18 protein-coding genes and 1 tRNA gene are annotated in these 23,002 nt (G+C 65.9%); 6 read left to right on the top strand and 13 right to left on the bottom strand.

Features of this window, described 5'->3' with window-relative positions; translation table 11 throughout:
• Positions 1-19: 19 nt before the first annotated feature.
• The 8 genes from ASE61_RS15695 to ASE61_RS15660 form a co-directional block, all read right to left on the bottom strand.
• Positions 20-2,581, bottom strand: a complete 2,562-nt coding sequence (locus tag ASE61_RS15695) for a bifunctional acetate--CoA ligase family protein/GNAT family N-acetyltransferase (RefSeq protein WP_061968451.1) — start codon at positions 2,579-2,581, stop codon at positions 20-22.
• 149 nt (positions 2,582-2,730) lie between these two features.
• A complete protein-coding gene (locus ASE61_RS15690; protein ID WP_061968449.1) occupies positions 2,731-4,056 on the bottom strand; it encodes an NAD(P)/FAD-dependent oxidoreductase in 1,326 nt (441 codons plus the stop codon).
• Positions 4,049-4,813 (bottom strand): amino acid ABC transporter ATP-binding protein, encoded by a 765-nt coding sequence (locus ASE61_RS15685; RefSeq protein ID WP_061968448.1) that lies wholly within the window; start codon positions 4,811-4,813, stop codon positions 4,049-4,051. The genes ASE61_RS15690 and ASE61_RS15685 overlap by 8 nt, the downstream gene beginning before the upstream one ends.
• On the bottom strand, positions 4,810-6,309 hold the full coding sequence (argH, locus tag ASE61_RS15680; RefSeq protein ID WP_061968446.1) for an argininosuccinate lyase: 1,500 nt from the start codon (positions 6,307-6,309) through the stop codon (positions 4,810-4,812). The genes ASE61_RS15685 and argH overlap by 4 nt, the downstream gene beginning before the upstream one ends.
• Before the next feature lie 37 nt (positions 6,310-6,346).
• The gene (locus ASE61_RS15675; RefSeq protein WP_061968445.1) at positions 6,347-7,063 is read right to left on the bottom strand and encodes an amino acid ABC transporter permease; all 717 of its coding nucleotides are present in this window, start codon (positions 7,061-7,063) and stop codon (positions 6,347-6,349) included.
• A 10-nt stretch (positions 7,064-7,073) separates the two neighbouring features.
• The gene (locus ASE61_RS15670; protein ID WP_061968440.1) at positions 7,074-7,736 is read right to left on the bottom strand and encodes an amino acid ABC transporter permease; all 663 of its coding nucleotides are present in this window, start codon (positions 7,734-7,736) and stop codon (positions 7,074-7,076) included.
• A gap of 71 nt (positions 7,737-7,807) precedes the next feature.
• Positions 7,808-8,650, bottom strand: a complete 843-nt coding sequence (locus tag ASE61_RS15665; protein ID WP_061968438.1) for a transporter substrate-binding domain-containing protein — start codon at positions 8,648-8,650, stop codon at positions 7,808-7,810.
• Positions 8,647-9,867 carry a pyridoxal-phosphate dependent enzyme gene (locus tag ASE61_RS15660; RefSeq protein WP_082617462.1) on the bottom strand — a complete coding sequence of 407 codons (1,221 nt, stop codon included), beginning with the start codon at positions 9,865-9,867 and terminating at the stop codon, positions 8,647-8,649. The genes ASE61_RS15665 and ASE61_RS15660 overlap by 4 nt, the downstream gene beginning before the upstream one ends.
• A gap of 97 nt (positions 9,868-9,964) precedes the next feature.
• Here ASE61_RS15660 and ASE61_RS15655 point away from each other — a divergent pair, with 97 nt between their 5' ends.
• Positions 9,965-10,882 carry a LysR substrate-binding domain-containing protein gene (locus ASE61_RS15655; RefSeq protein ID WP_200959644.1) on the top strand — a complete coding sequence of 306 codons (918 nt, stop codon included), beginning with the start codon at positions 9,965-9,967 and terminating at the stop codon, positions 10,880-10,882.
• A gap of 152 nt (positions 10,883-11,034) precedes the next feature.
• Here the strand turns inward: ASE61_RS15655 and ASE61_RS15650 are convergent, their stop codons facing one another.
• The 4 genes from ASE61_RS15650 to ASE61_RS15635 form a co-directional block, all read right to left on the bottom strand.
• Positions 11,035-11,733 (bottom strand): ABC transporter ATP-binding protein, encoded by a 699-nt coding sequence (locus ASE61_RS15650; RefSeq protein WP_061968433.1) that lies wholly within the window; start codon positions 11,731-11,733, stop codon positions 11,035-11,037.
• Positions 11,730-13,580 (bottom strand): ABC transporter permease subunit, encoded by a 1,851-nt coding sequence (locus ASE61_RS15645; protein WP_061969109.1) that lies wholly within the window; start codon positions 13,578-13,580, stop codon positions 11,730-11,732. Before ASE61_RS15645 ends, ASE61_RS15650 begins: the two co-directional genes overlap by 4 nt.
• 5 nt (positions 13,581-13,585) lie before the next feature.
• Positions 13,586-14,461 (bottom strand): branched-chain amino acid ABC transporter permease, encoded by an 876-nt coding sequence (locus tag ASE61_RS15640; protein WP_061968432.1) that lies wholly within the window; start codon positions 14,459-14,461, stop codon positions 13,586-13,588.
• A 182-nt stretch (positions 14,462-14,643) separates the two neighbouring features.
• Positions 14,644-15,993 carry a substrate-binding protein gene (locus ASE61_RS15635; protein WP_061968429.1) on the bottom strand — a complete coding sequence of 450 codons (1,350 nt, stop codon included), beginning with the start codon at positions 15,991-15,993 and terminating at the stop codon, positions 14,644-14,646.
• 222 nt (positions 15,994-16,215) lie between these two features.
• On the opposite strand from ASE61_RS15635, the gene ASE61_RS15630 reads away from it, so the two are divergent.
• The 3 genes from ASE61_RS15630 (at position 16,216) to ASE61_RS15620 (ending at position 20,593) form a co-directional block, all read left to right on the top strand.
• Positions 16,216-16,962 carry a Crp/Fnr family transcriptional regulator gene (locus ASE61_RS15630; RefSeq protein WP_061968428.1) on the top strand — a complete coding sequence of 249 codons (747 nt, stop codon included), beginning with the start codon at positions 16,216-16,218 and terminating at the stop codon, positions 16,960-16,962.
• A gap of 296 nt (positions 16,963-17,258) precedes the next feature.
• Positions 17,259-19,442, top strand: a complete 2,184-nt coding sequence (locus tag ASE61_RS15625; RefSeq protein ID WP_244492870.1) for a TonB-dependent receptor — start codon at positions 17,259-17,261, stop codon at positions 19,440-19,442.
• Complete coding sequence (locus ASE61_RS15620) at positions 19,442-20,593, top strand: ABC transporter substrate-binding protein (protein WP_061968424.1); 1,152 nt, start codon at positions 19,442-19,444, stop codon at positions 20,591-20,593. The genes ASE61_RS15625 and ASE61_RS15620 overlap by 1 nt, the downstream gene beginning before the upstream one ends.
• Before the next feature lie 328 nt (positions 20,594-20,921).
• Here the strand turns inward: ASE61_RS15620 and ASE61_RS15615 are convergent.
• A tRNA-Leu gene (locus ASE61_RS15615) sits at positions 20,922-21,008 on the bottom strand.
• Between the two features lie 285 nt (positions 21,009-21,293).
• Here ASE61_RS15615 and ASE61_RS15610 point away from each other — a divergent pair.
• Positions 21,294-22,298, top strand: a complete 1,005-nt coding sequence (locus ASE61_RS15610; protein WP_061968423.1) for a complex I NDUFA9 subunit family protein — start codon at positions 21,294-21,296, stop codon at positions 22,296-22,298.
• 19 nt (positions 22,299-22,317) lie between these two features.
• The gene (locus ASE61_RS15605) at positions 22,318-22,998 is read left to right on the top strand and encodes an HAD family hydrolase (RefSeq protein ID WP_061968421.1); all 681 of its coding nucleotides are present in this window, start codon (positions 22,318-22,320) and stop codon (positions 22,996-22,998) included.
• The last annotated feature ends 4 nt before the right edge of the window (positions 22,999-23,002 follow it).

Below are 23,002 nucleotides of genomic sequence, written 5' to 3'. Positions count from 1 at the left end.
CGCCGGAACGGGTGGCAGATCAGCGTTTGGCCCGTCCCTCGTCGTCGATGGTGCCGAGGTCGAGCGTCACGCGCCTGATCGAAACGTCCTCGGGATCGAGCCTGACCTCGAAACCCAGATCGCGGCAGAGCGCGAGCATCGGTCCGTTCTCGGCCAGCACCTGGCTATGGACGCGCTCCAGCTGCTCGGCCCTGGCCCAGTCGATGATCAGCTCCATCAACGCGCGGCCGAGCCCGATGCCCTTCAGGTCGGAGCGCAGCAGGATCGCATATTCGGCCTCGACATGGCCGGGATCGGCGTGAAGGCGAACGGCGCCGGCGGCGTCCCCGCTGCCTTCCTCGATGGCGATGAAGGCCATCTCGCGCGCATAGTCGAGCTGGGTCAGGCGGGCGAGGAAGGCGTGGCTGAATGATTTCAGCGGCGCGAAGAAGCGCAATCGCAGGTCCTCCGGCGTGACCCGGGCCAGCATCGCGCCGATCGGAAGCTCGTCCTCCGGCTTCATCGGGCGGATGAAGAAGCGCCGCTCGCCGAGCGCAAGCTGCAAGGTCCAGCTTGCCGGATAGGGCCGGATCGCCGGGTAGCGGCGGCGCGCCGGGTCCGGCTCCAGCACGACGCGCGCGTCGACCGTGATGACGCCTTTGGCATCGGCGAGGATCGGGTTGAGGTCCATCGCGCGGATTTGCGGAAGGGTGGAGGCGATGTTCCCGAGCGCCACCAGGACAGCCGCGATGGCGCGCCGGTCGGCGGCGGGAACATCGCGATAGGCGGCCAGGATGCGGGAAACCCGCGTCCGGGCGATCAGGTTCTCGGCGGAGGCGAGATCCAGCGGCGGCAATGCGACATGCGTATCGGCGATGAGTTCGGCTGCCGTGCCGCCGCGCCCGAAGACGATGACCGGGCCGAAGCAGGGGTCGACGGCAAAGCCGGCGATCAACTCGCGCGCCTTGGCACGATGCGCCATCGGCTGCACCATGAAACCCGTCAATCGAGCCTCGGGGCGCTGCTGCCGCAATCGCCCGGCCATTCGGTTGGCCGCCTCCCGCACAGCCTGTTCATTGGCAAGGTCGAGCTCGACGCCGCCGACATCCGATTTATGCGCGATATCCGGCGAGACGATCTTGAGGGCGACCGTGCGTCCGGCTGCGAACTGCACCTTGGCAGCCTCAGCGGCTCCTGCGGCATCCGCCGAGATGACGAGACCGAGCGTCGGAATCCGGAACAGGGCGAGCAACTGCGCGACCTCATCCGGCTCGAGCCAGCTGCGGCCTTGCCCGATCGCCCCGTCGACGAGCGCGGCGGCAGCGGCAATGTCCGGCTGATCGCCTTCATCGAGCGCGAGCGGGGTCGCCATCAGTTCCTTGAGCAGGCGGGCATGGCGGGTCAGATGCTGGAAACCCAGGATCGCGTCCTGCTCCGTCGCGAATGAGGGAATGCCGGCGGCTGCGAATATTCCCGCCATCTCCTCGCCGCCTCCGACCCATACAGCGAGAACCGGTTTCTGCGCGGGCGACGTCGAGCGGGCCTCGGCCACGGCGCGGGCGCAATCGGCCGGTTCGTCCGGTGCGAGCGGGGCGTTGAGTGCCAGCACGGCATCGATATCGCTCTCGGCCAGGAGGCGTGTCACGGCTTCGCGATAATCCTGCGCCGTCCGGACGATCTCCGGCTCCCGGTCCAGGTGATCGACGCCGCCGGCCTGCCGCAATCGCGCTGCGGCGAGCGCCGCCAGCCCGTCGCCATTGCTGACGATCGCCAGTCGGCCGGCATCGGCGGCGCGGGCGCGTCCCAGCGTCTCGGCCGCCGCGAAGAGCTCGTCGAGATCGCTGACCCGCAGCAGGCCGGCCCGGTGGAAGGCGGCCTCATGCGCGGCGTCGCTGGTCACGATCAGGGCCGAATGCGTCAGGGCCGGCCATGCCGGCTCCCGGCGCGGCGGCTTCAGCACCAGCACCGGCTTGAGCCGCGCCGCAGCGCGGGCGGACGACAGAAAGCGCGCGGCATCGGTGACGTCGTCGATCGCCAGCAGGATGGTGCGCGTCGATGGGTCGGCGCCGAAGTGATCGAGGCAATCGGCGATATGGACATCGGCGCCTTCGCCCAGGACGACGGCACCGGAAAGCCCGACACCGCGCCTGGCAGCCCAGGCCATGATGCCGGCGGCCACGGAATTGGACTGCGCGACGAGGGCAAGCGAACCCGCAGCCAGATGCACCGGGACAGCGGTCGCGTTGAAGCCGAGACGCGGCGCGGCGAGACCGAGCGACGACGGCCCGAGCAGGCGCAAGCCCGCGGCCCGTGCCGCGCTTCGGAGGCGATCGCAATCGGCGGCTGCACCATCGGGCACGAGAAGCCCGGCACAACCGCGCCCCGCTGCGGCAGCCAGCACCTGCTCCGCAATCGCGACGGGGGCGATGAGGAGATCGCAGGACGGCAGCGCCGGCAGAGCACTCGGATCGGAAAGCACGGTGAGTTCGCCGCGATACGGCTCCGCGCGGATCTGCGCCACCAGCACATCCGTTTCGGGAGAGCCGGCGATCGCCGTGACCGTCCGGGGTTCAAGCGCGCGTCTGAGCAGGGCGAGCGTCATCGGTCGGCGGTTTCCGTTCTCGGGAAGACCAGCAGACGCGATTCCCGGCCGTCAAGCCAGACGTCTTCTGCGAACGCGTTCCACGAGCCTTTCAGGCGATAGCGAACGGCCTGCCGCCGGGGCTGCAATCTTTGTTCGCAATCATCTCCTCAGAGCCGTGCCAGACGGCGATCGATCGCGTCCTGGAGATGATACCACCCGCTGACGATCGGCAGGAACCATGGGCGGCCATCATAGAGAGGCACCGGAATCTCCGGGAAGGCAGGATCGTCGAAGGCGCTTTTGCGGTTCTGCTTCCCGAGCAGCTTGAGGGCTGACTGGTGGCCGAGATAGGTCATCAGCGCGACACCGTTGCCATTGCAGCCGACGGCGAAGTCGATGCCTCCGAGCTTGCCCATATGCGCGATCTTGTCGGCGCTCATGCCGACCTTGCCGCTCCAGCAATGGGTGACCTTGTAGCCCGCGAGCTGCGGCCAGACCTTCAGCATCATGGCGTGGAGGCGCGGCGCGGCCTCGCGTTCCGGCAGAGTGAACAGGCCCGGCCGGCTGCCGAACAGGATGCGCGTGCCGTCCGGCGATGGGCGCGTATAGATCAGCTCGCGCTTGGAATCGGTGATCATGCGCCGGCCGGGATTGATCTCGGCCATCAGCTCCGGCGGCAGCGGCTCGGTCGCGATCTGATAGCTGCGCACGCCGACGATGCGCTTGTGCAGGAAGCCACTCGCCTTGTCGGTGTAGCCGTTGGTGCCGAAGAAGACGTGGCGGGCGCGAACGATCCCGCGGCCGGTCCGTACCGCGTGAAAACCATCGGCGACGGGGTCGACTCCGAGGACTGGCGCATGCGAGCGCAGCCTGGCGCCATTGGCCTGCGCGAGGCGGCGCAGGGCGCGATGATACTTCGCCGGATGCAGGCCGCCATAGTCGTCGATGACGATGCCGCCATGGTAGAAATCCGTCTTCGTCACCTCGTGCTGCCGTGACTTCGGAATCTCGTGGACGGTGACGCCGGTATGCCTTGCCAGCAATTCGCCGTGGCGGCGCAGCCGGTCGTAGTGACGGGGGACATGGGCGCCGAAATAACGGCCGAAGACGCCGAGATCGGCATCGAGTTCCTTCTCGTGGATCAGGGACTTGAGATGCTCGTAGGAGGACAGCGAATCCTCCAGGAGCCGCTCCATGCGGGCGGCATCGACGCCCTTGATCGCGCCGCCGATCACCAGCTTCTGACCGCTCGAGACCATGCCGCCCGAGCGCGTCGAGGCACCGGCGCCGAGCTCCTCCGCATCGACGACGGTGACGTCGACGCCATTGCGCGCAAGCTCAGCCGCCGCCGAGAGCCCGCAATAGCCGGAGCCGACGACCAGGACATCGGTCTCCGCCGGCAAAGGGTCGCGCGCGGTTTCGGGCGGGGCTGCATCCCACCAGTAGGGATCGGTGGTGAAGTTCGGCGCCAGCACGCCGGCAGGCTCAGGCATGGGCGGCCTCTCCGAAGGATCTGATGCTGGACAGGAAGGCGCGGGTGCGTTCGTGGCGGGGTGCGTCGAAGAAGGCACCCGGCGGCGCCTCCTCGACGATCCGTCCCTCGGCCATGAACACGACGCGATCGGCGACCTCGCGGGCAAAGCCCATCTCGTGGGTGACCACGACCATGGTCGTGCCCTCGCGGGCGAGGTCCTTCATCACGTCGAGGACGCTGCCGATCGTCTCGGGATCGAGTGCCGATGTCGGCTCGTCGAAGAGGATCGCCTTCGGCCGCATGGCAAGCGCGCGGACGATGGCGACGCGCTGCTGCTGCCCGCCCGACAGGGCGGACGGATAGTCCTGCGCCTTGTGGGCGAGGCCGACGCGCGTCAGCAGCGCGCGTGCCTCCTCCTCGGCCCTGGCGCGCGGAACGCCGCGGCGGCGCTCCGGCGTGATCGTCATGTTGCGCAGGACGGTGAGATGCGGGAACAGGGCGTAGTCCTGGAAGACCATGCCGACCTCGGTCCGCATCTGCTGCCAGGCGCGCTCATGGTGGATGTCGACCGGGCTTCCGGCGATGCGGAGCGTGCCTTCGTCCGGCCTGACGAGGCCGTTGATGCAGCGGATCAGCGTGCTCTTGCCGGAGCCGCTCGGCCCGATCAGCACTACGACGCTCCCGGCCTCGACATCGAGGTCGATGCCGTGCAGCGCCTGATGCGCGCCGAAGCGCTTGGCGATGCCGCGCAGGCTGATCAGCGGGGAGGAGCTCATGTGGCGAGCTCCCGCATCGCGCGTTTCAGCGCTTCCCGCGCATCCTTCAGGTCACTGCGCTTGCGTGCGAGAATGCCGCGGCGATTTTCGAGCCGTGCCTGCGCTGCCTCCACAGCCTCCGCGACCCTGTCCGGTGCCGGCCCGCCGGGGACGAGGCGCGCGGCGACGCTTGCCGCCGGGTCGAGGCTTTCGCGGACATGGTCCGCCGGCAGGCCGAGCGGCCGGCCGAGCTGCTCCTGGGCTGCCGCGTCGACCATCGCGGAGGTGATGCCGTCAGCCGCCAGGCCGGCATCCATCGCCGCGCGGACGACCCCGCCCACGACATGATGCGCCTCGCGGAACGAGAGATCGGCTTCCCGCACCATCAGGTCGGCGAGATCGGTCGCGGAGGCGAAATCCTCGGTGACGCGTCGCTTCATCAGCGCCGCGTTCGGCCGGGCCGTCGCGATGATGAGATCGAACAGCGAGAGGCAGCGCAGCGTCTCCTCGCCCGCCTCCCAGACACCGCGCATGCCCTCGCGATTGCCGTCGATGGTGTTGGTGAAATGCGTCGCTTTCACCGCCGTCGCGGATGCGACATAGAGGCCGAGCAGATGGCCGGCCTTGCCCTTGAGGTGTTCGAGCACCACCGGGTTCTTCTTCTGCGGCATGATGCTCGAGGTCCCGGTGACGCGGTCGGGGAACTCGATCGTCTGGAATTCGTGCGAGACCATCACATGATAGTCCTGCGCCACGCGGCTCCAGCCCAATGCGATCTGGGTGAGCGCCGACAGGATTTCCAATCCGAAATCCCGGGTCGCGACGGCATCCAGGGCATTTTCTACCAGCCCCTCGAAACCGAGTGAGCGCGCCACCGCCTCCCGGTCGATCGCGAAGGTCGTCCCGGCAAGCGCGCCTGCTCCGAGCGGACTGATATTGGTGCGCGCCCAGGCATCCGCGAGCCGGCCATGGTCGCGCTCGAGCGATTGCGCGACGCCGGCGAGATAGAAGCCGTAGGTGATGGGCTGCGCCGGTTGGAGATGGGTGTAGCCGGGCATCACCACGTCCCGGAAGCGGAAGGCGCCGTCGAGCGCATGCTCCTCGACCGAGAGAAGCGCCTGGCTCGCATCGAGCAGCAGGTCGCGGGCCCGCAGCCGGTCGATCGCGGCCGTCAGGTCATTGCGGCTGCGGGCGATATGCATCCGCCCGCCGGCCTCGGTGCCGATCAGCTTGATCAGATGGGCTTCGAAATTGAAGTACGCATCCTCGCGCTGCGGGTCGAGCTCGACGACCTCGGGCCCTTCCTCCTCCATGCGCAGGAGCCCGCCGGCGAGCGCTTTGGCGGCCTGCGGGGAGATCAGCCCGCAACGGGCAAGCATCAGCACATGCGCCTGGTTGAGGTCGCTCATATGGTCGAAGACCGTGCGGAAATCCCGTGCAAGCCGCGGCGCATAGATGTGCTCGCAGACTTCTTCGGCGACCTTTTCGGTCAGGCGGCGGCTGACTTTCGATTCCATGGCGGCTTTCCCGGTCTGCAGGTGAGTTTGCGAAGGATCAGGGCAATTGCGTTGCCGGCTCGGCCGGGGAGATCGCCTCCGGCCGGGCTTGCGGGCGGTCGCTCTTCAGCCGGCGCTCCAGCCAGCGGCCGAACCAGCTCAGCGTCGAGCAGATGACGAAGTAGGTGAGGAGCACCGCGGCATAGACCGTGAAGGCCGGATTCCAGCCCTCCATCATCGTGGTGCGCTCGACGATGATCTGGCCGACCTTGAAGAACTCGTTGACCCCGACGAGCGCACCGAGCGACGTCGCCTGCACGAGCAGCGTGAGCAGCCCGACGAAGGGCGGCAGGATCGCGCGCAGGGCCTGTGGACCGGTGATGAAGAGATAGATTTCCCAGGTCTTCAGCCCGAGCGCAGCGGCGCTCTGCCATTGATGCCGCGGCACCGCATTGAAGCCGCCGCGGACGATCTCGATGCCATTGGCGCTGCCCCAGACCGAAAGCCCCACCGTCACGGCTGCGAAGGGCGAGAGCTCCAGCCCGAACAGCGGCGCCACGAAGAACACGAAGAAGATGTTCACGACCAGCGGGATGTCGCGGAAGAGCTCGACATAGATCTTCACCAGCACGCGCAGCCAGCCGAAGCGCAGCGTCGCCAGCGTGCCGAGCAGGAAGGAGATGATCGTCGCGAAGAACAGCGTCGCCAGCGCCAGGCCCAGCGTCATGGCAAGGCCTTGCAGGATGAAGGGGAGGTTGCGGATCAGCAGTTCCATCTCGCCCCCCTCAAAGCCTGAACGGGGCGTTGAGCCGGTATTCCAGCCGGCTCGCGAAGAAGGAGAGGGTGAGGACCAGCAGGAGGTAGATCACGCAGATCGCGGCGAACATCTCGATGGTGCGGAAGTCCATCGAGATCCGGTCGATTGCCACATAGGTCAGCTCGGCGAGGCCGATCGCCTGCAGGTAGGAGGAGTTCTTCAGCAGCGAGATCGAGGTGTTCAGCATCGACGGCAGGCCGACGCGGATCGCCATCGGCGCGGCGACGAGCCGAAAGAAGCGCCAGGGCGACAAGCCCAGCGAGAAGGCGGCCTCGCGCAGCCCCTTGCCCACGGTTTCAAGCCCGCCACGGACATTCTCGATCTGGTAGGCTCCGGCCCAGACCGTGAGGCAGAGCACGCCCGACCAGAACAGCGAGAGCCTGAGGCCGAGTCCCGGCAGGCCGTAGAAGATGAAGAAGAGCTGGGCGAGCAGCGGCGTGTTGCGGATGAACTCGACATAGCCGACGACGAGCTTGCCGAGCACCGGAACCTGCAGCACGCGCGCCGCCGCGCCGAGCACGCCGACGAGGATGGAGAGCACGATCGAGAGCGCGCTGACCTGTACCGTCAGCCACAGGCCGCGCATCAGCGCGGGCCACTGCGCGTTGAGATAGGCGACGTCGAATTCCATGGCACGCGCTCCTCCGCTGCCAGGTATCGGGTTGCCGGGAGCTCAGACCGCTCCCGGCGCTTGCCTTTCGCTCAGCGCGCGGTCGGCTTCGGCTTGGTGAAGGCGTCGACGTAGAAGGGCCTGATCTCGGCCGGAATCCACTTCTCGACCCATTTCGCGTAGAGGCCCTCGGCCTTCATGCGATCGAGGGCTGCATCGACATAGGCGAGCCATTCGGGTTCGTTCTTGCGCACGCCGACGGCAGCGTCCGAGACCGCGAAGGACTCGCCGACGAGGCGCAGGCTCGGGTCCTTGGCGGCGATGACGACGAGCGTCGCGGCATCATGAGTATAGGCGTCGCCGCGGCCCTGCTTGAGCGCCTGCAGCGCATCGGACGCCGTGTTCAGCCGCATGCTCTCGAGCTTGGGCATGTTGTCCTCGAACCATTTCGCCTGGGTCGAGCCCTTGAGCATGATCACGGTCTTGCCGGCGACATCGTCGAGCTTCTTGATCGGGCTGTCCTTGGCGACGAGCATGTCCGAGCCGCCCCAGCGATAAGGCTTGGAGAAATCGACCACGCGGGCGCGCTCGGGCGTGACGCCGAGCGTGGCGATCAGGATGTCGACCTTCTTGCCGGCCAGCTGCGGGATGCGGTTCTCGGCCGTCACGCAGGTCAGCTCGATCTTGTCCGGCGAGCCGAAGGCCCAGGCGGCGATCTGGATCGCCATGTCGGTCTCGACGCCGGCAAACTTGCCGGTTTCGTCCTTGTAGCCATAGGGCGGCTGGTCGCAGCGCACGCCGGCCTTCAGGATGCCTGCGGATTTGATCGCTTCCGGCAGCGGGGGCAGGCCCTGGGCCTGAGCTCCGACCGAGAGCGTGAAGACGGCGGCTGCGGCAGCCGAGAGCGCCGATAGGAGCGAGACATAGGTGGTCATCCGTTTTCCCTCTTCTGTTGGACCGATGGATCGGTTCTCTGTGGTAAGGCGCCGGTCGTTGCCGGCTGCGCGAGCGCCTCTTCGGAGGCAGCTTCGTTCCAGGGCCTTGCGGCCAGGTCGGTGTCGCCGGGATCACGGGAGCCTGCTCCCGTGAGCACGATCACGGCGTGGCGGCCGGAAAGCCCACCATCCGCGGCGATGGCGGCGAGCGCAGCCAATGCGGAGGCTGCGGACAGTTCGGCATGGAGACCGCAGGCTGCGAGACGACGCTGTGCCGCCCGCGCCGCGCCATCATCGACAGAAACGGCACGGCCGGCGCTGGCGCGCAGGGCCGCGACGGCCTGCCATGTCACCGTGCTGCCGGCGATCGAAGCCTGGGCGGTATCGCCCGCGAACTGCTCGCGATAATCGGCGCCGGCGAGCACCCGCTCGAGGCGCGCGAAGGGCTCGGCTGCGACCAGCATCGGCAAGCATGCGCCGATCTCCTCGAAGCCGAGGCGGATGCCGGACAGGAGGTCCCCGCGCGAACAGGGCACGACGACGAGATCGGGCATCGTCTCCGACGCGAGCTCGGCCGCGATCGTCTTGTAGCCTTCGATGCCGAACGGGTTGGTGCCGATGGCCGGCACCTTGTAGTTCGTCGCAGCGAAGGCGCCTTGCCCGACGCGTTTCGCGAGATGCTGCCAGCGCGTCATGCTGCCGGCAAAGCTGGCGATGCTCGCGCCATGTGCGGTGATGGCACTGCGGTAAACCTGCGGCAGGGCATCGGTCGTTGCGATCTCCGCGGCGAGCCCTGCGCGCGCCGCATAGGCTGCCACCGAGAGGCCGCCATTGCCGCTCGATGCCGCCACGACGCGCGGGGCGCCGCGATCGAGAGCCCGCGCGATCAATTGCGCGCTCATCCGGTCCTTGTGAGACCCCGTCGGATTGCACCATTCGATCTTGGCGGACAGCCTGCCGAGCTTCAGCGCGCGCGCCAGCTCAGGCAGCTCGACCAGCGGGGTCGCGCCTTCCCCCAGGCATGGCGTGTCAGGATAGGGGAGCGAGACACCGCGCTCGCCGGGCGCGTAGGTCAGCCGCAGATTGGATGCATGCCCCTCGGTCGCGCAGCGCGGACACCCGGCTTCGTAATCCGCAACCGGCCAGGGCTCTGCGCAGCGCAGGCAGACCATGCCGGTGAGGCGGGACGTCACAGCGGTGTTTGGGCGCGTTGACATGACCAAAAGTATTGCCGCGGCCAACTATCTGGTCAAATCTCAGTTTTTGGCTCTTCTATTCACTCCTGATATGAGCAGGCCTATGAATTTGAGGCAGGTGGACGCGTTCCGAACCATTATCCTGCGCGGCTCGATGACGGCGGCCGCGCAGGAATTGCGGACCTCGCAACCCAGTATCAGCCGGCTGATCGCCGAGCTGGAGGCCGAGATCGGACTTAAGCTGTTCGAGCGAAAAGCCGGGCGGATTCGACCGAGCCAGGAGGGCCTTGCCTTCTATCGCGAGGTCGAACGCAGCTATATCGGACTGGAGACCCTCTCCTACGCCGCGCGTGACATCCGCAACTTCGGGACCGGGCGCCTGCGCATCGCGGCGATGCCGGTGATGGCGCTGGGCTTCGTCCCCCGCTGCATCCGGCGCTTCAAGGAGCGCTTTCCGCAGGTCAGCGTCTCCTTGCAGATGGGCCATGACGGCACGGTGACGCGCTGGATGTCGTCGTCCTATTGCGACATCGGCTTCATCGCGAACGTGATCGACATTCCGCTCGTCGAGCATCGTCCGCTCTACATGATCCCCGGCGTCTGCGCGCTCCCGCCGGGGCACCGGCTTGCAAAGCGCGATCGCATCACGGCCAAGGATCTCGAAGGCGAGGCCTTCATCTCGCTCTCGCTGGAGGACGGTGCGCGGGCACGTGTCGATCGCATCTTCCAGGATGCGGGCGTGCGCCGCCATCTCGCGATCGAGACGCCCTTCAGCGCCGCCATCTGCGCGCTTGTCGAGCAAGGGCTCGGCATCGGCATCGTCAATCCGATCGCTGCCGACGATTACCGGCGCAGCGGTATCGCCTTCCGCCCGTTCAAGCCGGAGGTCATGTTCCACGGCCACGCGATGTTTCCCAGCCACTACCGCGCCGATCCGCTCGTCGATGGCTTTCTTGCCGTCGTGCGCGAAGAGCTCGCCGGATACGAGACGACGTCCGCGCATCGTGGCGAACCGCCCCCGAACGGGCCGATGTGATGCACCCGCACCCGCCTGTCGTGCGTCAGGCGCGATGGCCGGGCAAGACGCCTAGAGCATCGGCCCGAAAAGTGGAACGCGGTTTTCGGAAAATGCCGATGCAAATCAAAAGCCTAGGACACCGGACTGAATACCGTATTCAGTCCGGTGTCCTAGACCCCCAGATACCGCTGCAGGAGTTCGGGTTGGGCCCGAATCTCGCCGGTCGGGCCTTCATGGGCGATATGGCCGTTATTGATGATGTAGGCGCGCGTCGCCAGGGTCAGCGCGGCCGCGATGTTCTGCTCGACCAGAATGATCGTCTGGCCGGCCATCGCAAGCTCGCGGCAGGTCCTGACGAGGTCCTGCACGATCACCGGTGCCAGACCCTCGAACGGCTCGTCGAGCAGGATGATCTTGGGGTCGCGCACCAGCGCCCGCCCGATCGCGAGCATCTGCTGCTCGCCGCCGGAAAGATCGGTGCCCCGGCTCGTGCGCCTCTCCTTCAGGCGTGGAAATATCTTGTAGACGCGATCGAGCGGCCAGCGGCCCTTGGCGGTCAGCCCGGCCAGCACCAGGTTCTCCTCGACATTCAGGCTGCCGAAGATGCGACGGTCCTCGTGCACGAGCTGCATGCCGGCGCGCGCGATCATGTGGCTCTTGCGGCCGGCGATCTGCTCCCCGTCGAACAGGATCGAGCCGCTGCTCGGCTTCACCACGCCCATCAGGCTCTTCAGCATCGTGCTCTTGCCGGCGCCGTTGCGGCCGAGCAGCGCGACGACCTCGTTGCGATCGACGCGCAGCGCGACATCGAACAGGATGTGGCTGTCGCCGTAATGGGCATTCAGGCCGGTGACTTCGAGCATGCTCATTGGGCCGCCAACACATCGTGCACGCCGCCCAGATAGGCTTCCTGCACCTTGGTGTTTCCCTTGATTTCGTCGGGTGTGCCTTCGACCAGCACGCGCCCCTCCTGGAGCACGGTGACGCGCTCGGCGAGCTCGAACAGCGCGTCCATGTCGTGGTCGATCACGATCATCGTACGCCCCCGGCTGATCGACTTGAGCAGTTTGACCGTCTCGATGCGCTCGGCCGGGCTCATGCCGGCAAGCGGCTCGTCGAGCAGCAGCAGCGACGGCGAGGTGGCGAGCGCCAGCCCGATCTCGAGTCGCCGCTTCTCGCCATAGGCCAGTTCGGACACCTGGGCATCGCCCCGGCTGGCGAGATTGACCAGCGCCATCGCATGGTCGACCTGCTCGGTCAGCTCGGGGCTGTTCCTGGGATTGCTGAACAGGTCGAGCTTGAATTTGCCGCGGGTTTCGGCGAGCGCGGCGATCATCAGGTTCTCGCGGACGGTGAGCCGGTTGAAGAGCTGGTTGATCTGGTAGCTTTTGGTGAGGCCGAGCTGGCAGACATCGGCCACGCCCATTCCGGTGATGTCCTTGCCCTCGAACAGGATCTGGCCGGAGCTCGGAGGCACCTCGCAGGTCAGCATCTTGAAGAAGGTCGACTTGCCGGCGCCGTTCGGGCCGATGATGCCGCGCAACTCGCCATGGTTGACGGTGAAGTCGATGTCGCTGTTGGCGACCACGCCGCCATAGCGCTTGGTCAGGCCGGTGGCCTGGAGGATGGGGCCGGAAGAGCGGTCGGTATCGCGGCGGCGGGCCGGCATCATCGCGACAGTCGGAGCGGTGGCGGGCACGCTCGCGGGAGGGACGACGCCCGCCCCGGGAGCCGTCTCCGCCCGCCGGCCGGCGACGAGACGGTAGAGATCGATCACGGCCCCGACGATGCCGTGGCGCAGGAAGCAGACCAGCAGCACGAACACGATGCCGAGGACGAGCTTCCAGGTGGCACCCAGATGCAGCGTGTTCTGGAAGAAGTCGCTGAGATAGAGCCAGACCGCCGCCCCGACCAGCGGGCCGAACAAGGTGCCGGCGCCGCCGATCGCCGTCTGCATCACGAGCTGGCCGGAGGTCTCGAACATGAAGGCATCCGGCGGCATGAACCCTTGCATCAGGCCAAGCATGCCGCCGGCAAAGCCGGCATAGGCCGCCGCCACGACGAAGGCGGTCAGCTTGTAGCTGTGGATGTCGTGGCCGAGCGCGGCGGCGCGCTGCGGATTGTCGCGGATCGCGGAAAGGATCGCGCCGACCGGCGAGCGCACGATGCGCAGCGCGATGACGAGGCCGACGAAATACCAGAATGCCAGGAACCCGTAGACCTGGAAATCGGTGTTGAATTCCAGCGTCGTGAAGCCGAGGAAGATGCTGGGCCTCGGCACGCCCGGCAGGCCGTTCTCGCCGCCCGTGAAGGCGGAAAGCGGATTGAACTCGACGAAGAAGAACACCTCCGCGATCGCGACCGTGATCATCGCGAAATAGATGCCCGTGCGGCGCAATGCGATCAGGCCGATCAGATAGCCGACGATCGCCGCCACGATCGTGCCGAGGAAGACGGCGGCCATCACATAGCCGAAGCCGGCTTCCGTCAGCAGATAGGCGGCGAACATGCCGCCGGTGCCGAAGAAGGCCGACTGGCCGAAGGAGAGGAGGCCGGTATAGCCGAACAGGATATCGAAGCCGAGGCCGAACAGGCCCCAGACCAGAATGCGGTTGATGGTGTTCGGGGTGAAGCCGAGATGGGGCAGCACGAACGGCGCCAGGATTAGCGCGATCGCGGTGATGGTCTCGGCGAGGAAGGGGCGTTGGCTGCGCATCGGCGTCACTCGCGGCCGGCTGCGCCGAGCAGCCCGTAGGGCCTCAGCACCAGGACCAGCGTCATCGCCACGAACAGCATGATATAGGCATAGCCGGGGTTGAACATGGAGGTGATGGAGATGATCTGGCCGGCGATCAGGCCGCCGAGGATCGCGCCGGGGAAGGAGCCGACGCCGCCGATCACCACCACGACGAATGTCTGCACCAGGATCGCCTCGCCGACATCCGGTGCGATCGAGACCACCGGCGCATTGACGATGCCGGCGAAGCCCGCCGCCATGGCGCCGATGCCGAACACCAGCATGAAGATCTTGTAGACGTCGATGCCGAGCGAATCGACCATCACCGAATCCTCGATGCCGGCGCGCACGATCATGCCGATCCGGGTGCGGTAGAGTACGAAATAGAGCGCCAGCAGCGCGACGGCGACGATGCCGAGCAGGGCGAGCCGGTAGGTCGGATACATCATGAAGCCGAGCGGCGTGATGCCGACCAGCGGGCCCGGCGGCGGCACCATCTTCGACAGGCTGCCGAAGAAGAACCGGACCGCCTCGACGAACACGATGCTGAGGCCGAAGGTGACGAGGAGCTGGTCCTCATGCGGGCGAGTGTAGAAATGCCGGATGATGAGCCGCTCGACCACGATGCCGACCAGCATCACGAAGAGCGAGCCTGCCGCCACCGCGACCAGGAACGAGCCGCTATAGGTGTAGGCGACCCAGCCGGCATAGCCGCCGAGCATGAACATCGCGCCATGCGCGAGATTCAGCACGCCGAGCGTGCCGTAGATGATCGTCAGGCCGGACGAGATCAGCGCGAGCAGCGCGCCGAGCACGAGCCCGTTGAAGCATTGCGAGATGAAGTTCGCCCAGTTGACCACGATGCTATCCGTTTGCCTGAACGCGGGTAGAGTCCGGCCTCGCGCCGGCTTCTGCGCTTGTCTTGTCGTCGGACGGGGGCTGGGGCAGGGAGCCGCGGGAGACCGACGTTCGGCCTCCCGCACCCCCTCCCGCAATCCGGAGAACCCGCCTTCTCAGCCAGCGCGGCGGCGGGTTCGATCGGTCAGGTGTAGTCGCCGAGCTTGCAGCCGAACGCATCCGGCTTCTGCATCAGCGGTTCGCCCGGAAGGACCTCGAGAACCTCCCAGAAGTCTTCCTTGTTCTTCATGTCCTTGACGGCCTTGCCGCGGACGATGACGACGGGGCGGATGCACTGGTGGTCTTCCGGCCGATAGCGCACGTCGCCGAGCAGCGAGGGAATCGTCTCGCCCTTCTCGTATTGCTTGATGACATCCGGCGGATAGAAGCTGCCGGCCTCCGTCACCATGCGCGCCCAATGCGCGAAGCTGACGTAGGCGTTCTCAGCGCCCCATTCCGGGCGATAGCCGAACTTCTTCACGAAGGCTTCGTTGAACATCTTGGCCAGCGGATACTTGTCCTCGAGCGTCCACCAGTAATCGGTCGCGGCGAAGACGCCTTCCATCAGCTCCGGCCCCGCTTCCTTGGCGAGGAACGGGATCTGGTAGGGGATCACCATCTTCATCGCCGGCGTCAGGCCGAACTGCTTGGCCTGCTGCACCGAGAGCACCGCGTCGCGGCCCCAGTTGACGTTGATGATGAACTCGGCGCCGGAATTGGCGATGTTGGTCAGGTACTGGCTGAAATCCTGGGTGCCGAGCGGGGAGACCTGGTTGGTCACCTGGGTCCAGCCGCCCTTCTCGGTCAGGTAGTCGTTGACCGACTTGGTGACGGTGTGGCCGTAGGTGTAGTCCGGCGTCATGAACGCCGCCTTGCGGTTCTTGCCGTAGGCCTTCACGAGCTGCGGGCCGATCGCGTTCGCGGCGGTCTCGCCGTAGAAATTCTGGCGGAAGCCGTAGCGCACGCAATCCTTGCCGGTGGTGTCGTTCGAGCCTGAAATGGCCGCGACGTAGAGCACCTTCTCGCGCTGCGCGAACTTGTTGAGCGCCACCGCGACGGCTGACGAGGTCGAGCCGGTCATCAGGATGATCTTGTTCTGGTTGATGAAGGTCTGCTGTTCCTGCACCGCCTGGTTCGGCTTGGCGGCGGAGTCGGCCGCGAGCAGGTTCACCTTCTTGCCGTTGACGCCGTTGTTGATCTTCGGCGCGAGCTTCTTCATCAGCTCATGGTTGGTGTTGATGTGTTCGACGGCGAGCTGCCAGCCCTTGAGCTCGTCCTCGCCCTGCACCGCATAGGCGCCGGTGCGCGGCACGGCTGCGCCGATATTGACGGTGTCGCCCTTGGACCCTTCGGGCCAGGTGCCGATTGCCGTCTGGCCGGCCGCGTGGACCGGGAACAGGCCCGCCGGCAGGATCACGCCGCCCGCAACGCCAAGGCCGCCCTGGATCAGCGTGCGCCGGGACAGGTTCGTGAGCTTGCGATTGTCGGATGTCATGTGCGTCCTTCCCCTCTGGTGTCCGATCCTCCCCTTCGTCATGCGGGGGTTTGGACGTGCTGTCGGCACCGAATATCTGAAGACACGTCGCGGCCATTCCCCGCTGCATTGGCTATATGGTCAATGCCACTTTCGTCCGATAATATTGATTATTGATCTCGATTAATAATCGGCCGCAGAATACTCCATGAGAACCAATCGATAAGGGGTGTAAACCGCATCATGCCGCTCACCGGACATCCCTTCGTCACAAAGATTTCTCGCCTCATGGATATGAACCCCGGGAACCTCGATAGCCTCGAGGCGATCATGGAGCGCGAGGGTACGGCAGCGAAGCGGCACGATCTCATCGTCCACGGGGCGGAGCATCGCGACCTGTGTTTCGTCCGGAGCGGCTACGCGATCCGCTACAGGCTGCTGCGGAACGGCAAGCGGCAGATTCTGAACGTGATTCTGCCGGGCGACGTGATCGGCTTTCCCGTCAGCTTCTTCGACCGCGCGACCTATGCGGTCGTGGCGGTGAGCAATCTCAGCTACAGCGTCTGCCCGCTCAGTTCCTATGTGCGTCTTTGCTACGAGCGGCCGCAATTCGGCCTCGTCCTGACCTGGCTCGCAGCCCGGGAAGCGGCGATTTGTGCGGAGCACATCGTCAATCTCGGCCGGCGCACGCCGATCGAGCGGCTCGCGCATTTCCTGCTCGAGATTCACGACCGCCTGCTGGAGGTCGGATGCGCCGAACAGACGCGGTTCGATCTTCCCTTTTCGCAAGGTATTCTGGCCGATGTGCTGGGGCTCAGCGTTCCGCACCTCAATCGCGTGATGCAGGAACTGCGTGCCGAGCGGCTGATCGTCAGCACCTCGCGTCTCATGGAGCTGCCGGACATCGCAGGATTGCGCCGCCTGGCACAATATCAACCGGTAGACCTTGCTCTCATTCCAGCCGAGCCAACGGCCCAGCGCGGCTTATGAGGCAGCAGGCAGGCTCTTGGAGGCAGGCCTCCCGAAACTGCCATCGATGAAGGCCTGCTCGACCTCGCTATGTTGTGGCAAGTGCTTTGCAGCGTGTGCCAATGGCAAATCCCTGTGGTCGTGCCTCGGTTCCGGGTGTTAATTTGAGTAATTAAAAATTACGGCGCGCGTATCTGGACTATCATTGAGTTTATTATCAGATATTCGGTTGGATTATTGACAAGAATGCACCGCAGATATCATCAGGTCGGGGCGTTTTAGTTTCGATTGCGGCTTGTGGTGCTGGAATGAATGTCATGAAATTCTCCATCGTTATGATGGCGCGAAGAGGAAAGCTTACGGCGCTGCCGGCGGTGAGCGCGACGGCGATTGTCGCCACGAGTCTTTCCCTGTCCTGCACGCCAGTCGTCGCTCAGCAGCAGAGCCAGGTCCAACTCGACGAGATCATCGTCGAAGGGACGCGTCCCTCGCAGGTTCCGGCGCCGTTCGCAGGCGGACAGGTTGCGACCGGGGCTCGCATCGGCGCTCTCGGCAACACCGACATTGCAAAGACGCCGTTCAGCGTCACCAGCTACACCGAACAGTTCATCCGCGACCGCCAGGCCAGGACGGCCTCCGAAGCCCTCGCGCTCGATCCATCGGTCCGGGCAACCCAGGGCACGGGCGCGCCGTTCGATTCGCTCTATATCCGCGGGTTCCCGATCAACGAGGGCACCAGCGGCGAGATCGCGTTCGACGGCGTCTACGGCGTCGCGCCGAGCTTCCGCGTTTTCTCCGATTACGCCGAGCGCATCGAGGTGCTGAAGGGGCCTTCGGCAGCGATCAGCGGCGTTTCACCCAATGGCGGGATCGGCGGCGTCGTCAATATCGTTCCGAAGCGTGCTGAAGGCGACCTGACGCGCTTTACGCTGAACTATGGTTCGAACGCACGAGGCGGCGGGCAGCTCGATATGTCCCGACGCTTCGGTGCCAATCGGGAATGGGGTGTGCGGGCCATCACGAGCCTGAATGACGGCAGGACAGCTGTCGACCATCAGAAGGAGCAGTCGGGCGTCGGAGCTCTGGCCATCGACTATCAGGGCGAGCGGTTCCGCGCATGGGCCTATGTCCTCGCTCAATCCGACCGCTTCAACGCGCCTGCCCGGCCATTCTTCATGCGCGCGGGAGTGCCGGTTCCCAAAGCTGCGGATGGTCGCCGCAACGTCACTCAGCCCTGGGAATATTCGGACGTCGATGATCGTGGCGGCTTGCTCAAGCTGGAATACGACGTCGCTGACGGCATCACCGTGTTCGGCAACGCCGGTGCCTCGCACAGCAATGTCGAGCGCTTCTTCGCTTCCGCGCCGATGATCACCAGCGTGCTGGGGACGACCAGCACCTCACCGCAATTCTACGGCATGGGTATCGATCGCCACACCTTCGAGGGTGGCATCAGGGCGAAGTTCGAGACAGGCTTCATTCGTCATAACCTGACCGTGCAGGCATCCCGTTATCATGAGGAGACCAAGCGCGAGTTCGGCGCTGTCGGCGGGACTTACATCTCGAACATCTACAATCCCGTGCGCGTGCCGGAAATTGCGGCTCTGCGCGTGGGGCGGCAGGCACCGCTGTCCGACAGCACGCTGACCAGCCTCTCGGCGGCCGACACCCTTTCGGCGTTCGACGAGAGCGTCCTGCTGACGCTCGGCGTCCGGCGTCAGAACATTCAGGCACGAAATTATGTGTCCAATGTCGGGACGCTGGCCTCGTCCTACGACAAGAGCGCCACGACGCCGTTCGTCGGACTGGTCATCCGTCCCTGGGAGCACGTCTCCTTCTATGGAAACTATATCGAAGGGCTGAGCCGCGGCGACGTTGCGCCGGTTACGGCCACCAATGCCGGCGAGATACTCGCTCCCTACGTGGCCCGCCAGATCGAGGCCGGCGTCAAGCTGGACTACAATGGCTTCGGAGCCTCGCTCGCGGCGTTCCAGATCACGCGGCCTGTTGGCGAACTCAGCCCTGCCGGCAGGTTCGCCGAAACGGGAGAGCAGAGGGTCCGGGGCCTCGAACTCCAGGCCTTCGGTCAGATCTCGTCGCAATGGCGTGTGCTCGGCGGCGTGACCCTTCTCAATGGGGAACTGACCCGGACGGCGGCCATCGCCAATATCGGCAATGCGCCCATCGGCGTGCCGCGCATTCAGCTCAATCTCGGCGCGGAATGGGATGTGCCCTGGATTGCAGGCCTGACGGTCAATGCCGCGATCATCCACACCGGCAAGCAGTACGTCGATGCCGCCAACACGCAGGCCTTGCCGGACTGGACGCGCCTCGACCTCGGGCTGCGCTACGCGACCGAACTCAACGGCCGCAAGACGACGTTCCGGGCGAATGTCGTGAATGTGACCGACACGAAATACTGGGCGGGAGCCGCTTCCTTCGGGACGTTCACGCAAGGGGCACCGCGGACATATCTCCTGTCCATGTCCATGGACCTGTGATGGCGCGCCTCCGCCTCTCTCGCCGCGGTCTTCTCGGTGCCGTCGGCCTGGGCCTGCCGCTCATCGCGGCCAGCCGGCCGTCAGCCGCGCCGATCAAGGTCACCGACATCCTTGGACGGGAGGTCGCGGTGCAGCTTCCTGTTCGGCGGGTGCTGCTCGGCGAAGGGCGGCAGATCCACGCCATTGCGGCGCTGGACCGCGGCAACCCATTTGAGCGGATCGTCGGCTGGGGGGAGGACCTGGAAAAATCCGACCCCGACAGCTACCGCGCCTATGCCGAACGCTTTCCGGAGGTCGCCGGCATCCCGAAATTCGGCAGCGTGGGAGCTGGCAATTTCGACGTCGAGAAGGCGATTTCGCTTCAGCCCGACGTGCTTCTCCTCAACTACGAAGCCGAGCGGGCCAGTGCCGAGATGCAGCTCGTCGACAAGCTCGCCTCCGTGGGGATCGCGGTGCTCTATGTCGACTTCCGCCATGCACCGCTCCGAAACACGGAGCTATCCTTGCGTCTGCTCGGGCGCTTGTTTGGAAGCGAGGCGATTGCGGACGCGTTGATCGCCTTCCGCAGAGACCAGATCGCCCGCGTGACGGCTCCGATAGCGAGAAACCCGGACCTCAAGCGGCCGCTCGTCATGCTGGATCGCATCCCCGGCTATTCGGACGCCTGCTGCATGAGCTTCGGGAAGGAGAATTTCGGCCTCATGGTCGAAATGGCTGGCGGCCATAACCTCGGCTCCGAACTTCTTGCGGGAACGTTCGGCACGATCAATCCTGAAACGATCATCGCCCGGGACCCGGACGTCGTCATCGTAACGGGCGGAAACTGGGACGCGCTGGCTCCCGGTGGCGGCTGGGTCGGCCTCGGTCCGGGGGCTGACCTATCGGCAGCTCGCAGCAAGCTCAAGGCGCTGGCGAAGCGTCCGGCATTCGCGCATGGCAAAGCCGTCGCCGAACAACGCGTTTTTGCGATCTGGCACCAGTTCTACAACAGCCCCTACCAGTTCGTGGCCCTGCAGCGCATCGCAAGCTGGCTTCACCCGGAGCTTTTCGGCGATATCGATGCAGAGGCAACGCTGCGGGAGCTGCACGAGCGCTTTCTGCCAATCCAGTATCAGCCTGGCTACTGGATTGGGCTGGCTGGCGGCCTGTGATTGCGCCGCGGAAATTATCCTCATCGCTGCCCAGCCATAGCTTTTCATCGATGCATGAGGCCCCCGAGCGCGGCGCCAACCGAGGCGCGGATGAATGCCATCTTCGGATGAGCCCAAGGGAGCCAGGAGAGCTCCGCCTACATCAAGAAGGCTGACCGGGCGCGACGTGTCGCGGCTGCCGTTCAGATGCTCCGGCCGGCACTGAAGGCGGAGGACGAAATTCCCGACGAGGAAGCACAGCCCATGAACGCAAAATCCCGCACCCTGTGATCAGGTGCGGGATTTTGCGTAACAAACCATAATGTTTTCAGCTCGGTAGAAAGCTGAGTGGTGCCCAGGAGAGGACTCGAACCTCCACGCCCTTGCGAGCGCCAGCACCTGAAGCTGGTGCGTCTACCAATTCCGCCACCTGGGCAACGGCGGTTCGTTTACGGGGGCCGAGTCGTCCTGTCAACGGCCCTGTCGCGGCGAAATGAATTTGTTTTTGCGGTCCTGTGGAAAGGGTCTCAGCGGCCATAGCGAATTCCGGGCCGTTCCGGTGCGAAAGCGGCCGATCGACGTTGAATGGGGGATGCCGCGTCTGGGAGTAGGGCGGAACGCCGCAGGGCCTGGGCGCAGGAGGTCTCTGCCGCAAAAGGCGTTTCCACTTTGGCGGAACATGATCTAGGAGGGCAGAAGCATTCTAAACGGAGCTTTCACGATGGCTTCCCAAGCCCCGGCCCAGCAACTCGTCACGGTTTTCGGCGGCTCCGGTTTCGTCGGCCGCCATGTCGTGCGCGCGCTCGTCAAGCGCGGCTACCGGGTGCGCGTCGCCGTGCGTCGGCCGGATCTCGCCAATTTCCTCCAGCCGCTGGGCACTGTCGGCCAGATCCACGCCGTTCAGGCCAATCTGCGCTATCCCGCCTCGGTCGCGGCCGCCGTGAAGGGCACTGACGCCGTCGTCAATCTCGTCGGCATCATGCAGGAGCAGGGTCGCCAGAGCTTCCCGGCCGTGCAGGCGAATGGCGCTCGCGCCGTCGCGCAGGCCTGCGCCGCTGCCGGCATCGCCCGCGTGGTCCAGGTCTCGGCGCTCGGTGCCTCCGCCGAATCGGCTTCGGCCTATGCCCGCTCCAAGGCCGAGGGCGAGGCCGCCATGTTCGCCTCCGTGCCGGGCGCGGTCGTGCTGCGGCCGTCCGTGATGTTCGGGCCGGAGGATACCTTCTTCAACCGCTTCGCCTCGCTCGCCCGGATGCTGCCGGTGGTGCCGCTGGTCGGCGATGGCGTGACGAAGTTCCAGCCGGCCTTCGTCGGCGACGTCGCCGAGATCGTCGCCCGTGCCGTCGACGGCATCGTGCAAGGCGGTCGCGTCTACGAGCTTGGCGGGCCGGAGGTGCAGAGCCTGCGTCAGATCGTCGAGGAGGTCTGCAAGGTGACCGGCCGCAAGCGCCTGCTCGCGCCGCTGCCCTTCCCGCTGGCGCGGATCATGGGCAGCGTGCTGCAGGTCGCCGATACGCTGACGCTCGGCCTGATCCCGGACGAACTCGTCATGACGCGCGATCAGGTTACGCTGCTCGCCAGCGACAACGTGGTCTCTGCGGAGGCCAAGGCCGAGGGCCGCGACTTCGCCGGGCTCGGGCTGGCGCCGACCTCGTCGGAGGCGGTCATCTCCTCCTATCTCTGGCGTTTCCGCAAGACCGGCCAGTTCGACGCGCTCCAGGCCCGCTGAGCGGCCGGGAGCAAGGCCCGTGCCGTTCGACCTCGTCATCTACGATTGCGACGGCACGCTGATCGATACCGAGACGCTTTATGGCGAGGTCAGCCTCGCCATGTGCCATGAGGTCGGGCTGAGCGACTGGACACTCGATCATTATGTCGAGCAGCTCGTCGGCATCCCCTGGGCCGACGGCATGAAGATCATCGAAATCGCGCTGGGCCGGCCTCTCCCGGCCGATTTCGAAACACGTATCGAGGATGCGGTCGCGCTGCGTCTGGAAACCGAATTGCGCGCGCTTCCCGGCGTGCGGGAGGCGCTGACCGTTCTGGCCGGGCGCCGCTGCGTGGCGTCCTCAACCGTGCTCGAGCCGCTGCGCCGCAATCTCGCGCTGGCGGGCCTGATCGACCTGTTCGATCCCCATGTCTTCTCGGCCTCGCAGGTGGCGCGCGGCAAGCCGTCGCCGGATGTCTTTCTGTTCGCTGCGTCGCAGATGGGTGCTGAGGCCGGGCGCTGCCTGGTGCTGGAGGATTCGGTGCCGGGCGTGCTGGCGGCGCGGGCGGCCGGCATGCAGGTCGCCGGATTCACCGGCGTCGCCCATGACAAGGGGCGCATGCGCGAGCGCCTGCTGGCCGCCGGAGCGGCAGCGGTCGTCGACGATTTCAGGGAATGGCCGGCGGAAGCGGCGCGCCTTGCGGGGCTGCGCGCCGCCTGAAGCG

The sequence above is a fragment of the Allobosea sp. Root670 genome (assembly GCF_001429415.1).
GTDB lineage: Bacteria > Pseudomonadota > Alphaproteobacteria > Rhizobiales > Beijerinckiaceae > Allobosea > Allobosea robiniae.
This window is presented reverse-complemented; position numbering and strand designations above follow the sequence as displayed.

What these genes read in the sequence shown, in the direction of transcription:
- ASE61_RS15695 (WP_061968451.1), bottom strand. Translation starts at nt 2,581, where the DNA reads ATGACGCTCGCCCTGCTCAGACGCGCGCTTGAACCCCGGACGGTCACG.
- ASE61_RS15690 (WP_061968449.1), bottom strand. Translation starts at nt 4,056, where the DNA reads ATGCCTGAGCCTGCCGGCGTGCTGGCGCCGAACTTCACCACCGATCCC.
- ASE61_RS15685 (WP_061968448.1), bottom strand. Translation starts at nt 4,813, where the DNA reads ATGAGCTCCTCCCCGCTGATCAGCCTGCGCGGCATCGCCAAGCGCTTC.
- argH (WP_061968446.1), bottom strand. Translation starts at nt 6,309, where the DNA reads ATGGAATCGAAAGTCAGCCGCCGCCTGACCGAAAAGGTCGCCGAAGAA.
- ASE61_RS15675 (WP_061968445.1), bottom strand. Translation starts at nt 7,063, where the DNA reads ATGGAACTGCTGATCCGCAACCTCCCCTTCATCCTGCAAGGCCTTGCC.
- ASE61_RS15670 (WP_061968440.1), bottom strand. Translation starts at nt 7,736, where the DNA reads ATGGAATTCGACGTCGCCTATCTCAACGCGCAGTGGCCCGCGCTGATG.
- ASE61_RS15665 (WP_061968438.1), bottom strand. Translation starts at nt 8,650, where the DNA reads ATGACCACCTATGTCTCGCTCCTATCGGCGCTCTCGGCTGCCGCAGCC.
- ASE61_RS15660 (WP_082617462.1), bottom strand. Translation starts at nt 9,867, where the DNA reads ATGTCAACGCGCCCAAACACCGCTGTGACGTCCCGCCTCACCGGCATG.
- ASE61_RS15650 (WP_061968433.1), bottom strand. Translation starts at nt 11,733, where the DNA reads ATGAGCATGCTCGAAGTCACCGGCCTGAATGCCCATTACGGCGACAGC.
- ASE61_RS15645 (WP_061969109.1), bottom strand. Translation starts at nt 13,580, where the DNA reads ATGCGCAGCCAACGCCCCTTCCTCGCCGAGACCATCACCGCGATCGCG.
- ASE61_RS15635 (WP_061968429.1), bottom strand. Translation starts at nt 15,993, where the DNA reads ATGACATCCGACAATCGCAAGCTCACGAACCTGTCCCGGCGCACGCTG.
- ASE61_RS15630 (WP_061968428.1), top strand. Translation starts at nt 16,216, where the DNA reads ATGCCGCTCACCGGACATCCCTTCGTCACAAAGATTTCTCGCCTCATG.
- ASE61_RS15625 (WP_244492870.1), top strand. Translation starts at nt 17,259, where the DNA reads ATGAAATTCTCCATCGTTATGATGGCGCGAAGAGGAAAGCTTACGGCG.
- ASE61_RS15620 (WP_061968424.1), top strand. Translation starts at nt 19,442, where the DNA reads ATGGCGCGCCTCCGCCTCTCTCGCCGCGGTCTTCTCGGTGCCGTCGGC.
- ASE61_RS15610 (WP_061968423.1), top strand. Translation starts at nt 21,294, where the DNA reads ATGGCTTCCCAAGCCCCGGCCCAGCAACTCGTCACGGTTTTCGGCGGC.